At 57.7% G+C, this 17181-nt stretch carries 19 protein-coding genes; 5 read left to right on the top strand and 14 right to left on the bottom strand.

Going from position 1 to position 17181, the window contains the following annotated elements; genetic code table 11:
- Positions 1–5 precede the first annotated feature (5 nt).
- The gene (gene gcvA / locus DHN55_RS17055; RefSeq protein ID WP_108882719.1) at positions 6–917 is read right to left on the bottom strand and encodes a transcriptional regulator GcvA; all 912 of its coding nucleotides are present in this window, start codon (positions 915–917) and stop codon (positions 6–8) included.
- A gap of 152 nt (positions 918–1069) precedes the next feature.
- Here gcvA and DHN55_RS22425 point away from each other — a divergent pair, with 152 nt between their 5' ends.
- Complete coding sequence (locus DHN55_RS22425) at positions 1070–1210, top strand: hypothetical protein (protein WP_337660453.1); 141 nt, start codon at positions 1070–1072, stop codon at positions 1208–1210.
- Positions 1211–1250: 40 nt separating this feature from the next.
- On the opposite strand, the gene DHN55_RS17050 is transcribed toward DHN55_RS22425, so the two are convergent.
- The 11 genes from DHN55_RS17050 to DHN55_RS17000 all read right to left on the bottom strand — a co-directional run bounded on the left by DHN55_RS17050 (position 1251) and on the right by DHN55_RS17000 (position 10900).
- On the bottom strand, positions 1251–2177 hold the full coding sequence (locus DHN55_RS17050; RefSeq protein WP_108882718.1) for a LysR substrate-binding domain-containing protein: 927 nt from the start codon (positions 2175–2177) through the stop codon (positions 1251–1253).
- On the bottom strand, positions 2174–2842 hold the full coding sequence (locus DHN55_RS17045) for an aspartate/glutamate racemase family protein (protein ID WP_108882717.1): 669 nt from the start codon (positions 2840–2842) through the stop codon (positions 2174–2176). Before DHN55_RS17045 ends, DHN55_RS17050 begins: the two co-directional genes overlap by 4 nt.
- A gap of 8 nt (positions 2843–2850) precedes the next feature.
- Positions 2851–4314 (bottom strand): dihydropyrimidinase, encoded by a 1464-nt coding sequence (gene hydA, locus DHN55_RS17040; RefSeq protein ID WP_108882716.1) that lies wholly within the window; start codon positions 4312–4314, stop codon positions 2851–2853.
- Between the two features lie 68 nt (positions 4315–4382).
- Positions 4383–5327, bottom strand: coding sequence for a dihydrodipicolinate synthase family protein (locus DHN55_RS17035; RefSeq protein ID WP_108882715.1), 945 nt, complete (start codon positions 5325–5327; stop codon positions 4383–4385).
- Positions 5324–6001: a flavin reductase gene (locus DHN55_RS17030; RefSeq protein WP_108882714.1), complete on the bottom strand. Its 678-nt coding sequence runs from the start codon at positions 5999–6001 to the stop codon at positions 5324–5326. The genes DHN55_RS17035 and DHN55_RS17030 overlap by 4 nt, the downstream gene beginning before the upstream one ends.
- A gap of 4 nt (positions 6002–6005) precedes the next feature.
- Positions 6006–6935, bottom strand: coding sequence for a nitrilase-related carbon-nitrogen hydrolase (locus DHN55_RS17025; RefSeq protein WP_108882713.1), 930 nt, complete (start codon positions 6933–6935; stop codon positions 6006–6008).
- A 19-nt stretch (positions 6936–6954) separates the two neighbouring features.
- Complete coding sequence (locus DHN55_RS17020; protein ID WP_108882712.1) at positions 6955–7620, bottom strand: ABC transporter permease subunit; 666 nt, start codon at positions 7618–7620, stop codon at positions 6955–6957.
- The gene (locus tag DHN55_RS17015) at positions 7620–8303 is read right to left on the bottom strand and encodes an ABC transporter permease subunit (RefSeq protein WP_108882711.1); all 684 of its coding nucleotides are present in this window, start codon (positions 8301–8303) and stop codon (positions 7620–7622) included. Before DHN55_RS17015 ends, DHN55_RS17020 begins: the two co-directional genes overlap by 1 nt.
- A 310-nt stretch (positions 8304–8613) precedes the next feature.
- Positions 8614–9315, bottom strand: coding sequence for an ATP-binding cassette domain-containing protein (locus tag DHN55_RS17010; protein ID WP_108882948.1), 702 nt, complete (start codon positions 9313–9315; stop codon positions 8614–8616).
- Positions 9316–9436: 121 nt separating this feature from the next.
- Complete coding sequence (locus tag DHN55_RS17005; protein ID WP_337660452.1) at positions 9437–10276, bottom strand: transporter substrate-binding domain-containing protein; 840 nt, start codon at positions 10274–10276, stop codon at positions 9437–9439.
- Between the two features lie 213 nt (positions 10277–10489).
- Positions 10490–10900, bottom strand: coding sequence for a RidA family protein (locus DHN55_RS17000; RefSeq protein WP_337660451.1), 411 nt, complete (start codon positions 10898–10900; stop codon positions 10490–10492).
- 159 nt (positions 10901–11059) lie between these two features.
- On the opposite strand from DHN55_RS17000, the gene DHN55_RS16995 reads away from it, so the two are divergent.
- On the top strand, positions 11060–11572 hold the full coding sequence (locus DHN55_RS16995; RefSeq protein WP_108882708.1) for a single-stranded DNA-binding protein: 513 nt from the start codon (positions 11060–11062) through the stop codon (positions 11570–11572).
- Between the two features lie 280 nt (positions 11573–11852).
- Positions 11853–12197, top strand: a complete 345-nt coding sequence (locus DHN55_RS16990) for a hypothetical protein (protein ID WP_108882707.1) — start codon at positions 11853–11855, stop codon at positions 12195–12197.
- Positions 12198–12225: 28 nt separating this feature from the next.
- On the opposite strand, the gene DHN55_RS16985 is transcribed toward DHN55_RS16990, so the two are convergent.
- A complete protein-coding gene (locus DHN55_RS16985) occupies positions 12226–13176 on the bottom strand; it encodes a cation diffusion facilitator family transporter (protein ID WP_108882706.1) in 951 nt (316 codons plus the stop codon).
- A 95-nt stretch (positions 13177–13271) separates the two neighbouring features.
- On the opposite strand from DHN55_RS16985, the gene DHN55_RS16980 reads away from it, so the two are divergent.
- Entirely contained in the window at positions 13272–13643 is a 372-nt protein-coding gene (locus tag DHN55_RS16980) for a hypothetical protein (RefSeq protein WP_108882705.1), read from the top strand.
- Positions 13644–13894: 251 nt separating this feature from the next.
- Positions 13895–16606 carry a DNA gyrase subunit A gene (gene gyrA, locus DHN55_RS16975; protein WP_443111137.1) on the top strand — a complete coding sequence of 904 codons (2712 nt, stop codon included), beginning with the start codon at positions 13895–13897 and terminating at the stop codon, positions 16604–16606.
- Here the strand turns inward: gyrA and DHN55_RS16970 are convergent.
- Positions 16596–17108, bottom strand: a complete 513-nt coding sequence (locus DHN55_RS16970) for a DUF1643 domain-containing protein (RefSeq protein ID WP_108882703.1) — start codon at positions 17106–17108, stop codon at positions 16596–16598. The two genes, gyrA and DHN55_RS16970, sit on opposite strands and share 11 nt — an antisense overlap.
- Positions 17109–17181: the final 73 nt, after the last annotated feature.

Below are 17181 nucleotides of genomic sequence, written 5' to 3'. Positions count from 1 at the left end.
ATCGGTCAGGCTTTCAACTTGTCATAGGCAGCATTGGTCTTGCGCATCTCGTCAATCAGCCATTGCCTGAATGCCAGGCCGGTCGCATTGAGTTTAAGGCCCTTGCCCCACACTACCCAATAACCTTCATCTTCGCTGGTCTCAATATCGAACGGACGTACCAGCCGTCCCGACAGCAAGGCGTCGGTCGCCATGATCTGGTCCGCCAGGGCAAAACCCTGTCCGGCCTCCGCTGCCTGTATGGCCAGGTAGTTCTGAAACAGCGGACCGGCCCAGGCGAGGTCTGCGTTCTTGCTGCCGGCTGCGCGCAACCAGTCCGCCCACCATTGCCGGGAGTTTTCATGCAGCAGGGTGAAGTCTTTCAGGTCGTCGGGTTTTTGGGGCGGATTGTCCGCAATCAGGCCAGGCGCGCACACCGGAAACATCCGGGCCTTGCACAAGAGCTCGGCTTCGACTTCCGGCCAGTTGCCGGCACCATAGCGAACCGCAATATCGTCCTCGCCGGAATAGAAGTCCGAAATATACTCGCCGGGGCTGACGTCCAGCTCGATGTCCGGATGGGCGGCGTTGAACTTGCCCAGCCGCGGTACCAGCCAGCGTGACGCGAACGCGCCGTCAGGCGCCACCGTCAGGTGCGAACTGTTGCCCTCGATCATGGCATCCCTGGTGGCTTCGGCAATGGCATCGAAGATCGGGGTGAGGCGGGCGGCGTAGCGCTTGCCGGCGTCGGTGAGCACAACACCTCTGCCGGTGCGCACAAACAATGGCGTACCGAGCCACTCCTCCAGTTCACGCACATGGCGCGAGATCGCCGCATGGGTGACGAAAAGCTCATCTGCCGCCTTTGTGAAGCTTTGCGCACGGGCGGCGGCTTCAAAGGCGCGAAGTTGATTCAACAGGGGGAGGCGACGGCGCATGGCAGGACTTTATGAATTTAGTGTTACAATTACTCACACATCATATGTGATATTTTCTTACATGTCAGGTCAGAAATTGCCGTTTGCGGTGCAGCATGTTCGAGCGCATATATAGTTCATCAAACACGGCCAACCAAACAAGGAGACAGGTTATGAGCTGGATTTTTGAAGCATACGCAAACGTTTACGGCGCTGCTCTGTTCGGTGGCGAAGCATCCCGTGGCAATGCTGCATCTGCGAAAGCCGGCGCCGAAGGCTGCCGCACTGCAGCTTACCTGGCGTCCATGCGCTAACATAACGACCCGCATTCAAGGCACCCGTTTTCCTGGTTGATCAGGATGCGGGTGCCTTTTTTGTTTCAGCTTCCTTGAGGCAGTCCTTGACCGCCTCGATGAACTCCATTGCGACGCGTGAGCGGTTGGCATTGGAACGTATGACGGCTGCTGCGGTTATCGCTGTTTTCGGAACGAACGGCCGCAGCTCGACGTTCAGGGATGATGCGAAGTGGGCGGAGTAGGGGTCCACAATGCCAACGCCAATGCCGGCATTGGCCAGCACGCAGGCGGTGTGGCAGTAGCGGACTTCAGCGCGCGGTGCATGAACCACACCTGCCTCATGAAAAGCCCTGCGAATGGTGACGCCGATATTCGATTCCAGGCCGATGAATTTGTGTTTGCCAATGTCTGCCGGGGTGATGAAATCATTTGCGCTAAGCGGATGCCCGACCGGCATCACACAGACCAGCTCGCTCTGACCCAGCTGAATTACTTCCAGGTCACGATGGTGTTCCAGACCCAGCACAAAGCCGATCTCGACTGCGCCGGTTTCCACGGACTCCAGCACTGTCTCCAGCCGCCTGATATCATAGCGGACGGTGACCCCGGGGCGCTCCTCGAGGAAATCCTTCAGGACCTCGGGCAAGGCCGAATGTCCGAGCGGCGGCGTTGCTGCCACCCGCAGGCGTCCGGATTTCGTGGATTTGAGATCACGAATTTCGCCTTCAATGTTTCGCAACAGGGCAAACACCGGTTCCACTTCATTCAGCAGCAGGCGCGCCTCCTCGGTCGGTTTCATCAGCCGCCCGGTGCGATCAAACAGGGTAAACCCGACCTGCTTTTCAAACTTCTTGATTGCAGTTGAGACGGCGGGTTGGGATATGCCGAGCTCCTCGGCGGCATCAATTGTCGTGTGACAGCGCATGACCGCTTCAAAGACTTCGAGAAGGCGCAGGTTCAGGTCGTTTTTGCGGTGAATTTTCAACTGGAAGCAACATTCAGAAGAACCGCCGTCAGGGCCTGTGCCACTGCCATTTGCACCGGATCGATCACCGGGACAGAGAGATCCCGTTCAAGCGGCAGGCGATGCCTGGTCATGCCGGCACATCCCAGCAACAGCACATCGGCACCATCATTTTCAACCAGCTCGCGGGCCACCTCCAGTACCCTTGGATAGGCGTCTGCTTCTTCAGCTGCCGCCACGCTCAAATGCAGGGGACGTTCTGCAGCCAGACGGGTTTCCAGGCCGAGTTGGCGAATATAGCGCAGATGCCGCTTGATGGATTGCTGTCCCAGCGCGATGACACCAAACCGTTCTCCGCGTGACAGGGCTGCCAGAACACCGCTTTCCTGAATGCCGAACACAGGTTTGCCGGTTGCCTCGCGGCATACTGTGATGCCGGGATCGGAATAACACGCGATGACGAATGCATCGGCGTCGGTGCGATCTACCACTATCTGGCGAAGCGGAAGTGTGACGCTTTCGACATCCGCCTGCGTTTCAATGCCAAAAGGACCCTCTGCCAGTGTGACGCATTCAATTTCAGGGCCGTCCTGAAGGCGCAGAGCATCAAGTACTTCGGAAAATCCCGTTGTGACTTCATCGTTGGAATTGGGATTGATGACGAGAATGCGTCCGGCTGCAGTCATGGGTGTTCCTAAAGTATCTTTGCGCCGAAATTGCTGGCGGGATTCAGTTCGCCGGCAAGTTCGGTGGTGTATCCGGTGGCGTCAAACGGTGCGCGCTTGAGAAACTGCCCTTGTCCGGGTTTGGCTTTCAGGTCTCCGGCATCCACCACATAACGTCCTCTGCTTAAAACCGTCACCGGCCAACCGGTCACCTGCCATCCTTCGAACGGCGTGTAATCCATGTTGTCATGCATTGACTGCGCAGTCACGGTGCGGGTCTCATTCGGATCCCAGATGGCGATGTCAGCGTCGCTGCCAATCGCGATGGTGCCTTTTTTCGGGTGGATGCCGAACAACCGGGCGGCATTGGTGGACGTCAGTGCGACAAATGTGCTGAGAGAAATCCGGCCCTTGAGCACGCCTTCGGAGAACAGCAGCGGCGCACGCATTTCTATACCCGGCATGCCATTGGCCACCTTGTTGAATGGCGGGTTCGGCCCGGAAGACAGTTTGCCGGTCTCATCAAACCGGTAGGGTGCATGGTCTGACGAATACAGGTGGAAGGTTCCGGCCTGCAGGTGCCGCCACAGCGCCTTCTGCGTCGCTGTGTTGCGCAATGGTGGTGAACAGCAGAACTTGGTTCCTTCCGGATCTGGCCGGTCAAGGTCATCCGCTTCGAGAAACAGGTACTGCGGACAGGTTTCGCCGAAAATCTTTTGCCCGTCCAGGCGGGCCTGGGCGACCCGTCTTGCACCGGCATCCGTGGATACATGCACAATCAGCAGTGGAGCATCGACAAAGGAGGCCAGGCTGATGCCGCGATTGATGGCTTCGACCTCCGCAGCTTCGGGGTGGCTGACGGCATGGTAGCGTGCCTGGGTGTGGCCTTTTTCAACAAGCCGACCGACCATCCACTTGATCATGGCATTGTTTTCAGCATGCACCATGGTCAGCGCACCGTGTTCGCGGGCGGTAACCAGGATGTCGAGCATCTGCTCGTCGCTGACAATCAGCTTGTCATAGGTCATGAACACCTTGAACGAAGTGATGCCGGCGGCAAACGCTTCGGGCAGTTCATCCCTGATCACCTTCTCTGTGGGGTCGGAAATGATCAGATGGTATGAATAATCGAGTACCGAGTTCGGGGCGGCGCGATCATCGTAAATGCGCATGACATCGCGGACCGATTGTCCCCGGTGCTGGGCCGCAAACGGTATGATGGTGGTGTTGCCGCCGAATGCGGCTGAAACGCTGCCTGAATAATAATCGTCTGATGTCATGGCACCGGTGGCGGATTCCTGCGCGATGTGGCAATGGGACTCCACACCGCCTGGAAGCACCAGTTTGCCGGTTGCATCAATTATCTCCGCAGCCCCTTCAAGGTTTTGCGCCAGGGCGGTTATCACACCGTCCTTGATGCCGACATCTGCTTCGAAAACATCCGATGCGGTAGCGATTTTGCCGCCGCGGATTATCATGTCGTAATCTGTCATTGCTGTCTCATTTCCTTATTGCCGGGCCTGGGCTGGAAGCCAATACCAGGGCGCGCTTGCCGTTCAGCTCAAAATTCATTGCCGAGTTCCTCCATCCGCCGTTCCAGCCGTGCGCTCAGAAAGCTTACATCATCATGGTCGGCCGGTGTTAACCTCGGGCCGGGCGCGCGGGTTGCAGCGCAGGCGATTGCACCGCGCCGGCGCAGGATTTCCTTGCGGATCGCCAGGCCGGCACCAAGCTGCTGCTCATGACGCACCAGCGGCAGATAGGCATCGAAGATGTCATTGGCCCTTTGCTTGTCGCCGGCGCTGTAGAGGTCAACCACCTTGACCAGCATTTCAGGATAGGCAAAGCCGGTCATGGCACCGTCGGCGCCACGTTCGAGTTCCATCGGCAGGAACAACCCGCCATTGCCGGTCAGAATTGACACCCTGCGGGTGCCGGTTTCGGATTCCAGCCTGCGTACCGTGGTCAGTTTGTTGAGGCCCGGCCAGTCTTCATGCTTGAGCATGACGAGTTGAGGAAAATCGGCAACCAGTCTGTTGAAGAGCTGGGTCGAGATGTTGACGCCGGTGGTCATGGGAAAGTCCTGGTAGCAAACCGGAATGTCCGGCCCCAGTTTTTCAAACACCTGGACGAAATAGCTGTACAGCTTGTCCTCGGTTGTCAGCCCGCCTGCCGGCGCAATCATTACGCCGCCGGCACCGGCGTCCATTGCCGCGTGGCACAGGCGTGCCATGTTGTCGAGCCCCGGACTGGACACGCCGACGATGAGCGGTACCCGGCCGGCAACCCGGTTCAGCATGTGTTCAAGGAAAGTGACGGATTCATCAGGCGCCAGTTTCGGGGCCTCGCCCATCATGCCCAGTATGGTCATGCCGGTCACGCCCTTTTCGAGATAGAACTCCACCAGGCTGTCGGCACTCGCAAGATCGAGTTCGCCGGTCTCGGTGAACGGCGTGGCAGAGATGATGTAGACGCCGCGGGCATCTTCGTTGAGCCTTTTCGTCATGGTTTTCCTGTCGGTGATGCATGGTTTGAAGTTTGTTGCCGGTCCGTTGCAGGTCCGGAAAAATCTTTCGGCCAGGTCGGTACCGTGAGTTCAAATCGATCGCCTGTGTGGCAATAACTGTTGGCGACCAGACGTCCGACCGGTTCATAGGCGGACATGTTGAAATAGTGGGTTTCCGGGTCCACCAGACCGTCGCGCACGCTCATGGCGACAATCTCTCCAACGGCCAGATGGCGTGTCGGCGTGATCTGCCGGATTTCCCATGTACGGCATTCAAGACTGACCGGTGCTTCTGCAATGCGCGGGGTGCTTATAGCCTGTGAGGCGGCCGTGGATAGACCGGCTGCCGTGATTTCGCTGACATCGGCCGGAAGCCTTGCCGCACAGACCGCCATGGCTTCTGCAAGGTGACGATCAACCAGATTTATGACGAACTCTCCGTTGTCCAGAATATGCCTGGTGGTGTCCTTGACCGAGCCGTCCGGCGCATGCTGCAGACCGAGTACCGCCAACGCGGGATCTTCCGAGAACACATTGAAAAAACTGAACGGTGCCGCATTGACAGTTCCATCCCGGGCCAGTGTCGAAACCAGCGCTATCGGACGGGGAACCACGGCCGCGGTCAGGAGTTTGTATCTCTCATGCGGCGTTATTTTTTCGAAATCAATCAGCATGTTCTCAGGTCGCCGGGATCTTGACGCCGGTTTGCGACGTGATCAGGCCGTAATGCTCAATTCGGCGGTGACGGGCAAAGTCAAAGATGGTCTGCTTGCCGAAATTGCAGGCATCCAGGTCACAGGCATGCACGATCATCTCATCGTCTTCGGTGCCGGTTTCAGCCATGATCTTGCCATTGGGATCAACGATCACGCTGCCCGCGGTCAGCGGATGACCGTCCTCGATGCCGGCCTTTGCCGTTGCCACCACCCAGGTTGAGTTCTGATAGGCACCGGATTGAACCGAAAGGCGGTGGTGAAACAGCCTGTCTTCCAGCCCTTCGCCAGAACGTTGTGAGTTCACCGACGGCGTGTTGAAGCCAAGCATGACCATTTCGACGCCCTGCAAGCCCATGACACGGTAGACTTCCGGCCAGCGCCGGTCGTTGCAGATACACATGCCCATGATGCCGCCCTGGGAATGCCAGACAGGGAAACCCAGATCACCGGGTTCAAAATAGCGCTTCTCGAGATGCTGGAACGCGCGCTCGGTGTCGTACTCGTCATGGCCCGGCAGGTGGACCTTGCGATACTTGCCTATGATCTCGCCGCCGGGAGAAGTCAGGATGGACGTGTTGAAGTGGTGTCCCTGCGGTGTGAGCTCAGCATAGCCTACATACATGCCGATGCCGTGCTCGCGTGCGCGTGCGAAAAGTGGGGCGGTGTCAGGGCCGGGTACTTCCTGCTCGAACCAAGTGTCGACGTCCGCCTGATCTTCCATGTACCAGCGCGGAAAGAAGGTGGTGAAGGCAAGTTCCGGAAACACGGCAAGCGTCGCTCCAGCGCGTCTGGCTTCATCGAGCAGCGCAATCATCCTGGCAATGACATCGCCACGGCTTTCGGCCTTTTGAATGGCGCCCATTTGAAGCGAGGCAGTCACGACTTCGCGCATTGATTGTTCCTCCGGCTGTCTAGTTTTGCATCTTGTGTTCAAGGCGGCTCAGCAACCGCACGACGGGCCACAGCACAATCAGGTAAAGCACTGCGGCAAAGGTGATCGGTGAGGCGTTGTAGGTGACCGATCGCGCCATGTCGGCGGCATACAGCAACTCCGCGAATGCGACGACACTGGCAAGGGAAGTAAGCTTGACCACTTCGACGGTATTGCTGACCAGGTCGGGCAGGACGTTTCGTACCGCCTGCGGCAGGATCACATACGCCATCGTCTGGGTGGCACTCAGGCCTGTAGAACGCGAAGCATCTGTCTGCCCGGTGCCGATGCTCTCAATGCCGGACCGGTAAATCTCTCCATAGTAAGCCGAGTTGTTCAACAGGAATGATATGCAGACCGCCATAAACGGACTGATCCTGATATCGGCAAACGGCAGGCCCGCAGATACGAAAATCAACAGGGCCAATGGCGGGATCGCGCGGAACAAATCAACGAAGACGATGGTCGTCCAGCGCACGGCGCGGATCGGGGACAGGCTGGCAAGTGCGACGGCCAGACCACCAAGCAATCCCATCGGGATAACCACCAGACACAACAGCAACGTCATGCCGAAACCGCGCAGGATGATGGGCGATGCCTGCATCATGATGTCGAAATTGAAGAATTGTTGCAGGAGAGCATCCATCAGGCTTTTCTCCAGGCAAACCGGTGCTCGATGTAGCGGCCCAGATATACCACCGGCACAAACAGCATCAGATAGGCGATCGCCCCCATCATCAGGGGGGTTGCATTGCCAGAGAACGCCTGGGCTGTGGTGGCCTCATTGAGCAGTTCATCGACCCCTATGACCATGCCAAGCGCGGTGTTTTTGGTAATGGCGATGGTTCTGTTGGTCAGCGGCGGAATGGTCAGGCGAATGGCCTGGGGCAGCACCACGTTGAGCAATGTCTGGGTATAGCTCATGCCCGTCGAGCGGGATGCCATCCACTGTCCCTTGTCGACTGACAGAATGCCGGCCCAGAAGATTTCCTCCGAAAATGCCGCCAGAACACAGGTCAGGACCAGCCACAGCACGACATAGCCCGACATCGTCAAGCCGACATTGGGCAGGCCGAAGTAAAGGATCAGGATCAAAACCAGCGGTGGCAATGCCCGGAACATATCGACAAAGAAAATGATGACGAGATTCACCGGTGTCCAGCGGTAGGAGCGCAGCAACGCGAGGGCCAGGCCGAGCAGGATGCCGCTGACAACAACCAGTATGGCGATCTGGCAGGTGACCAGCAGACCCTCCACGATGTGTGGAAAATACTTCGCCATGACCTCAGGGTTGAAGAATGTGTCGAGGAAGCGTTCGTACCGGGTCATTGTCAATGTGCCTAGAGCGAGGTGAGGCTAAATTGGATCATTTGACCACGGCGATTTTGGTCGCTGGCTAGGCGGATTGCGCGCGGTGGTGTTGCCTCACCACAAGTGCAAGACAACGACGCCAGAGAGCAAAATCGCCCGGCCTTTTCATCAAATCTATCAACATCATGATTCCCTTCTGGGTGGGGAAAATTGGTCCATCGGCGTCGTTGCGCCGCTTGCCCGATGCACCACATCGCGCTGCGCGCCGCGCCTAGCCGAGTGAACCGATTTTCCGCCATCAAATCTTCCAATTTAGCCTCACCTCACTCTAGTGCTCAACTTGCCTGACGAAGTCGCGGGTCCGCTGATGTTGCGGATTGGCAAACAGCGCGGCTGGCTCGCCTTCTTCGACTATGACGCCACCATCCATGAAGATGACCCTGTCCGCAGCCGCCTTGGCGAACCGCATTTCGTGGCTGACAACGACCATGGTCATGCCAGCTTCCTTGAGTTCGGACATCACGTTGAGGACATCTCCGACCAGTTCCGGATCGAGGGCGCTGGTCGGCTCGTCAAACAGCATGATCTTGGGTTCAAGCGCCAACGCCCGTGCTATTGCGGCGCGTTGCTGCTGGCCGCCTGATAGCTGATTTGGAAAACTGTCTATCTTGTCGGCGAGGCCGACACGCTCTAGTGCGGCCTCAGCAATCTGGCGCGCCTCGGCCCTGGATTTTCCCAGTACCTTGCGCAGGGCGAGCATGACATTGCCGCCCGCGGACAGATGCGGGTACAGGTTGAAGGACTGGAACACCATGCCAATTCGCCGCCTGATGGCGTTGAGATCGGCGCCCCTGGCTGTAATGGAAGTGCCGTCAACGATGATGTCTCCGGAGTCCGGTTCTTCAAGACGGTTGCAACATCGCAGAAGTGTGCTTTTCCCGGATCCGGACGGTCCAATTACAAAGACCAGCTCGCTTGGAAGAACATCGACATCGATACCGCGAAGCACTTCAAGCTTGTCATAGGACATGTGCAGGTTGCGAACACTGAGGATCGGTTTCGTCACTTCGTTTGCCGCCAAATTTGAGTATGGTGTTGAAAAGCGGCAGGCGCGCTGTCGGCGCACGCCTGCCGGCCATCAGGTAGCGGTTCTATTTGCAATTCGGCTGATGTGCAGTTGCATCATAACCGGCAAGATCGGGTACGCCGTAGCCGGGATAAGTCGTTACCGCCGCAGCGCCGGCGGCAGGTGCGTAACCGAACCACTTCTCATGAAGTTTGGCAATCGTGCCTTTGGATTTCAGGCATTCGAGTGCGTTCTCGATGGTCTGGCGTAAGGCTTCATCACCCTTGCGGAAGGGGATAGCGAACACCTTGCCTGTCGAATGCAGGTAGGACAGTTTCAGTCCGGTGGTTTTCTTGACTGCCCAAGCTGTCACCGTGTTGCCGGCAACATTGGCGAATGCTCGACCTGAAACGACCGCCTGAACGGCATCGGCATTGGTGCCATAGGATTCAACGGTCCAGCCGATCTTGCCTTCAAGGTCGCGCGCCCACCTGTCATAGGCTGATCCCTTGTTGACGGCGATGGTCTTGCCTTTGAAACCTTCGAGTGAACTGATGTCGGGAGCGTCCGCCTTAACCGCGAACTGGAAGTCGGTATTCAGGTAGCCTTCACTGAACAGCATGTTCTTGGTGCGCTCCTCGGTAACGGTTGTCGGTGCCACGAGGAAATCGTAGGTGCCGGCCTGCATGCCCGGGAGCAAACCGGACCACTGGGCGGCGGTCACATCCAGTTTGGCGCCAAGTTCGGTTGCCAGCGCGTCGGCCAGATCCACGTTAAAGCCTTCGACGCCACCGTCGAGCTTCGGCATGGCATGGGGAGCGAAGGTTCCATCCAGTGCCACTTTATAGACTTTCTCTTGCGCAACGGCGGTGCCGCCAGCCAACATTACGAGGAGAGTTAGTAGGGGGGTGGTGAAGTTTCTCATAAGTGTATCCCAATCAATTGCCAGGAGTATCCCGAGATGCCAGGAACGGAAAGCCTGCCCAGTGACATCAACTGATGCCTGTGACAGGCGGGCTTCCCGCCACTTTATTGAACCCGCATCGTCGATCTGGTTACAATTACTTTTCTATTTTATTTCGGATAGACGTATAACCAGCGGTTATTTGTTGCGATGATCATGCACTTCCGCAAACTCTCAGTCCTCCGGCTCAACGACAAAAGAGGGCGCCTCGGCTGTAACGGCGATCTCAACCAGCCAGTCCGGATTTGCCAATCCGGAGATGATCAGCAAGGTTGAGGCGGCTTCATGGCCGCCGAGCATTTCATCGCGTACTTCTCGGTATATCGGCACGCCGTCCTGGGTGGTGATGTAAACCGTCATTTCGATAATGTCTTTCGCGCCGAGGCCCTGGTCGGCCAGTATGGCAAGCACGTTGCGCCAGCACTGTTCGTGCTGGCCCTTTTCGCTGTCGGCAAGCTTGCCCTTCAGATCGACGCCGACCTGGCCCGATACAAACACCAGGTCTCTGCCGGCACTGACCCGCATGGCCTGCGAATATCTTGAAAACGGGGCGGGGGCCTCGGTTGTGTTGATTTTTACGGGCATGGGCATAGTCTCCACTTACTTGATTGTCGACTTGAAACGCTGTAGAACAAAAAATGAACAAAATTATCCGGCGGCTGTGGACAATATAGGCAGCACGCTGGCAGGGCATGGGCGAAAAGTCTAGTGTCTGGCGACAAACACGTATGAGGAGTGAGCAAAATGGCGGGTTCGATTAACAAGGTGATCCTGATTGGCAATCTCGGTGCCGATCCCGAAATCCGTCACACCCAGGACGGGCGTCCGATCGCCAACCTGCGGATTGCGACGTCGGAGAGCTGGCGCGACCGCAATTCCGGTGAGCGGCGCGAGAAAACCGAATGGCATACGGTGGTGATTTTCTCCGAAGGGCTATGCAAGGTCGTGGAGCAGTATCTGAAAAAGGGCTCCAAGGTTTATCTGGAAGGTCAGCTTCAGACTCGCAAATGGCAGGACCGGGACGGCAATGACCGGTACTCCACCGAGGTCGTGCTGCAGAATTTCAATTCGACCCTTGTCATGCTCGATGGCAGGCAGGGCGGTGCCGGCGACAGCGGCGGCTACAATCAGGACAGCGGGGCTGACTTCGGCCGCTCAAGCCCGATGCAGCGTCCGCAAGGCGGTGGCAGTTCTCAGAAGGGTGGCGACGCTCCCTCATTTGCCCGTGACGACATGGATGACGAGGTTCCGTTCTAGGCCTCAACGATTCACCTGGGTGGCGGCACCGAAGTCCGTCGGTACACGAAACTATCGATTTACGCCGGTTTTGTTAACCTTTGGGCAACCATAATCGACTTCATACGTTGGTAACCATGGATAATGCTGCGCTGCGGCATTTTCGACCACGCTTCGCCACATGATGAGCACATTTTGTGCCCAGACGTGTGTGCAGGGTGAATTCAATATTGATACTGGACTGGTTCCCTGGTTGCGAGAACTGCAGGGAACAAAAATACAAAATCGGGGACCTAGTTAAATGAAGAAGTTTGTGATCGCTGCAGCGTGCGGCGCGTTGATCCTTGCTGCCAATACGAGCACATCATCGGCAGGCGAAATGCTGTCTGCCAAGGAAATCAAGAAGTTCATTCCAGGCCGTGCCAAGGCGAAAATAATGGGCTCGAAGGTCACCATGCGCATGAGCCGTGGCGGTTCTCTGTCGGCCAAGTGGGACGGCGAGCGCGATACGGGCATCTGGCGCGTGACCAAGAACCAGCTCTGCATCAAGTTCAAGAAGTGGATGAATGGCGCAACCCGGTGCTCGTCAGTGACGCGCACCGGCAATTCCTACCGGGTCGCAGGCATCACGTTCTCGAAATACTGATCGGGCATCGGACCCGGTGCTTGCCGCATCAGGTCGGTTTGAGCTGGGACAGCCAGACCTGCTCGGTGTGATGCTCGCCTGACTGGATTTCGATAAACAGTCGCTTTACTTCCGGGTGCTCGGTGCGAATATTGCGCTCAAGGGTGTATATGGCATCTTCCAGCGTGCCGGTGTCCATATCATCACGGACATCCAGCGACACAGCGAGCAACACGTCTTCCGGACCCATATGCATGGTGCGCAGCTCGTTGATCTGGTTGACGGCGTCGGAGGCGTTGATGACGGTGTGCAGGCTGGTGGAAAATTCCTCCGACACGGCTTCCCCGATCAACAGCCCCTTGGTTTCAAAACACAGGAAGATGGCAACGCTGGCCAACAGCAATCCGATACCGATTGACGCCGCACCGTCCATCCAGGGCAGCTCCAGGTACTCTGCCGCCAGGAGCCCCGCAAATGCGATCACAAGGCCTGCCATTGCGGCGGCATCTTCAAACAATACGGTAAACAGGCCGGGGTCCTTGCTCTGCCGGACAGCGCGCCAGATCGGTATCTTGCCGCGGCGCCGGTTAAACTCCTTGGCGGCGATGTAAAATGCAATGCCTTCAAACACGATGGCCAGGCTAAGCACGATATAGTTGACCATCGGGGAGGTGACGGCCTCGGGATGCATGACCTTGTGTATGCCTTCATAGAGAGACACCCCGGCGCCGACGGAAAATATCAACAGCGCAACCACAAAGGCCCAGAAATACAATTCTCGGCCATAGCCGAACGGATGGGTCTTGTCGGCCGGGCGTTCCGACTTCTTCAAGCCGTACAGCAGCAACCCCTGATTGCAGGTGTCGACCAGCGAGTGTATGGCTTCAGACAGCATGGCTGACGAGCCGGTGTAAACGGAGGCGGCAAACTTGGTGCAGGCAATGGCGCCGTTGCCGATTAGCGCTGCAATGATAACCGTCTTGGAACTTCCTGACGCCATGGTGTTTTTCTGATCCGGTATTGTGATTTGCGGGTGGCTGACGCGAGCCGGTAAGATTCGAAATTGAACTGCACGTAAAAACTAGGGGAAAGCCCATGAGGATACAATGTCTGCCACAAGCAATGGTTGCCCTGTTGATGATGTCAGGTGTTTGCCTTGCCGGGGAAGCCGACGTCGTAGGCGTCACGGCCACGAAAGCATCTGACGGCACGTGGTCATTTCATGTCACCGTACTGCATGGTGACGAAGGTTGGGACCACTATGCAAATCGCTGGGATGTCATCGCACCTGACGGCACCGTTCTGGGCACTCGCACGCTGCATCATCCGCATGAAACCGAGCAACCGTTTACCCGGTCATTGGGCGGTGTGAGGGTTCCGGATGGTGTCGTTTCGGTGACGATTCGAGCCAATGATTCCGTTCATGGAACCGGTGGCAAGGAGTTCTCAGTCGAACTGTCGAAATAGCCTCGTTTTATAGCTGTTTTTCAATGGCTTACGGCGCCGTTTTTAATCCCGCCAAAGATTGTGGCAAATTTGCTTGCGGACGTCATATTTGCTAGGTTCGTGACAACAGAATCGCATTGTTGTCATACCGCTTCGCGCAAGTGTGACACGCCACGAGGAGCCGCCGCTTGAGCGACGACAACGAGATCACACCGCCACCTCCACCACCCATGGACGAGACCGGCGTAAGCAGCATTACAATCGAAGACGAGATGCGCCGCAGCTACCTCGATTATGCGATGAGCGTGATCGTCAGCCGGGCGTTGCCGGATGTTCGCGACGGGCTCAAGCCGGTGCACCGGCGTATTCTGCATTCGATGAACGAAAACGGCTATGACTGGAACAAGCCGTATCGTAAATCTGCCCGCGTGGTCGGGGATGTAATCGGTAAATACCACCCGCATGGCGATCAGTCGATCTATGACGCGCTGGTGCGTATGGCGCAGGATTTCTCGCTGCGCCTTCCCCTGATCGACGGCCAGGGCAATTTCGGCTCTGTCGATGGTGATCCGCCGGCTGCCATGCGGTATACCGAAGTCCGCATGGCCAAGTCTGCCCATGCGCTTCTGGAAGACATCGACAAGGACACTGTCAACTTCCAGGACAACTACGACACCACCGAAAGGGAACCCACGGTTCTGCCGGCGCGGTTTCCGAATCTGCTGGTCAACGGGGCGGGCGGCATTGCCGTCGGCATGGCCACAAACATCCCGCCGCACAATCTGGGCGAAGTTGTCGATGCTACAATTGCGACCATGGAAGACCCTGCGATCTCCATGGAACAGCTCAACGAGATTGTCCCGGGACCCGATTATCCGACCGGCGGCATCATTCTCGGGCGCGCCGGCATCCGGCTGGCGCAGACCACGGGGCGCGGATCGGTTGTCACCCGTGGCCGGGCGACCATCGAGGAAATCCGCAAGGATCGTGAAGCCATTGTCATTCACGAAATCCCGTACCAGGTGAACAAGTCATCGATGATCGAAAAGATCGCCGAGCTGGTGCGTGACAAGCGGATCGAGGGTATCTCCGACATACGCGATGAGTCCGACCGGCACGGGATGCGGGTGGTCATTGAAATAAAGCGCGATGCATTCGGTGATGTGGTGCTGAACCAGCTCTACAAATATTCGCAATTGCAGACGTCGTTCGGCGTCAACTCGGTGGCGCTCACAGGCGGCCGTCCTGAAGTGATGACGCTCAAGGACATGCTGGTGGCGTTTGTCGCCTTCCGTGAAGAGGTTGTTACCCGGCGCACCAAGTTCCTGCTCAACAAGGCCCGCGACCGGGCGCATGTATTGGTCGGCCTTGCCATTGCCGTCGCCAATATTGATGAAGTGATTGCCCTGATCCGCTCGGCACCCGATCCGGCCTCCGCGCGTGCCGGCCTGATGGGCCGCGAATGGCCCGCCAAGGATATGGCGCCGCTTATCCGGCTGATTGCCGATCCGCGTCACCAGTTGAGCGAAGACGGCATGTACCGGTTGTCGGAAGAGCAGGCCCGCGCCATTCTTGACTTGCGCCTGCAGCGTCTGACCGCACTTGGCCAGGACGAAATCGGCGAGGAGCTTGAAAAACTTGGCACCGAGATTTCCGACTACCTGGAAATCCTCAGGTCGCGTGCCCGGGTGCAGGCCATCGTCCGGGAAGAATTGATCGCGGTTAAGGAAGAATTCGCGACGCCACGGCGCACCGAAATTGCCGATTATCTCGGTGAAGTGGATGACGAGGATCTGATTGCCCAGGAAGACATGGTGGTGACCGTGTCGCACACGGGTTACATCAAGCGGGTTCCGTTGACGACCTACCGGGCGCAGCGACGGGGCGGCAAGGGCCGCGCCGGCATGCAGACAAAGGACGAGGATTTCGTCACCCGGCTGTTCGTGGCCGATACCCACACGCCGGTGCTGTTCTTCTCGTCCCGCGGCATGGCCTACAAAATGAAGGTCTGGCGCCTGCCGCTGGCCGCCCCTCAGGCGCGCGGCAAGGCACTGGTCAACCTTCTGCCGCTGGAAGAGGGCGAGCGCATTACCACCATCATGCCACTGCCTGCCGACGAGACCACATGGGGCGAGCTGGACGTGATGTTCGCAACCACGCGGGGCACGGTGCGGCGCAACAAGCTGTCTGACTTTGTCGAGGTTCGCCAGAACGGCAAGATCGCCATGAAGCTGGACGACGGCGACGGCATTGTCGGTGTCGAAACCTGCATTGATTCCGACGACGTGCTGCTGACCACCGCAAAAGGCCAGTCCATCCGTTTCAAGGTGACCGATGTCCGGGTCTTCGCGGGACGAAACTCGGTCGGTGTGCGCGGCATAAACCTGGCAGACGGTGATGAGGTTATCTCAATGACCGTGCTGCGCGGCTTTGAAGCCACCTCTGACGAGCGGGTCGCCTATGTCAAGATGCGCCGCGCCATGGAAGGCGATGACGCAGACGGCGTCGAGCCGGATGATGAGGAAGTTGCAGATGCCGCCATTGACCAGGAGCGCTACATCCAGATGGGCGCTGCGGAACAGTTTATCCTGACACTGTCTGAAAACGGCTTCGGCAAGCGATCATCGGCCTATGAATATCGCGTCACCGGCCGTGGCGGCAAGGGTATCACGGCGATGGCAGTCAATGAACGTAATGGTGACCTGGTTGCGTCATTCCCGATCGAGGAAACCGACCAGATCATGCTGGTGACGGATGGCGGCCAGTTGATCCGCTGCCCGGTCAACGACATCCGCATTGCCGGACGCTCAACCCAGGGTGTCACCGTGTTCCGGACCGGCGAGGATGAGAGTGTTGTTTCCGTCAGCCGCATTTCGGAAGATGTGAACGGTGACGATGACGACGAGGACGGAGCTGAAGGTGAAGACCCGGCACCGGATAACGCGCCTGACGGCCAGCCTGATGATGGAACAGTCAGCGAATAAACTCTGCCAGTGCAGCATCACGCCTGATGGCGCGCGGAAACCTCGGTGAACCGTCACTGTTTTGACCCAGGCAAAGCAGGTGCCGCCGGCGCAGATGCTGCAAGAGCTGTGCTTCGCGCTGCTTGAGGTGGCGTGAGGCGCCCCAGGCAATCACAATGTCTCCCTGCTGACGTCTGATCCATCCCAGGGCACGGCTGATTGCCTGATCATTGAGCGAATCGATGGCACCGTCCTTTGCAGTCAGCCTGGTGGAATCCGGCTCTATGACCGCGCTCAGGTTGACTACACCGTGGACGTCATAGCCGTGCCGCCGGCTGATATTGGTGGTCATGGTCGTGGTGGCGTCATTGCTGGTTTCATTGGCCCGGCTCGGGTTCATCATGATCCACAGCACATGCCTGTCTGCCTGAACGGTGAGATTGCGGCGAAGCCAATAGCGGTTTTTGCCGCAGTCGGAGAACACCGCAAGCCGGCCGGTCATGTTGCGAGGCAAAGTTTCCATGATCTCAGGTTTATCCGGCTTGACGGCTGCTGCAAACTGTTGATTGCTGGGTCTTCGCAAACGGAAGAGGTAG

The sequence above is a fragment of the Anderseniella sp. Alg231-50 genome, assembly GCF_900149695.1.
In the GTDB taxonomy this organism is placed as follows: Bacteria; Pseudomonadota; Alphaproteobacteria; order Rhizobiales; family Aestuariivirgaceae; genus Anderseniella.
This window is presented reverse-complemented; position numbering and strand designations above follow the sequence as displayed.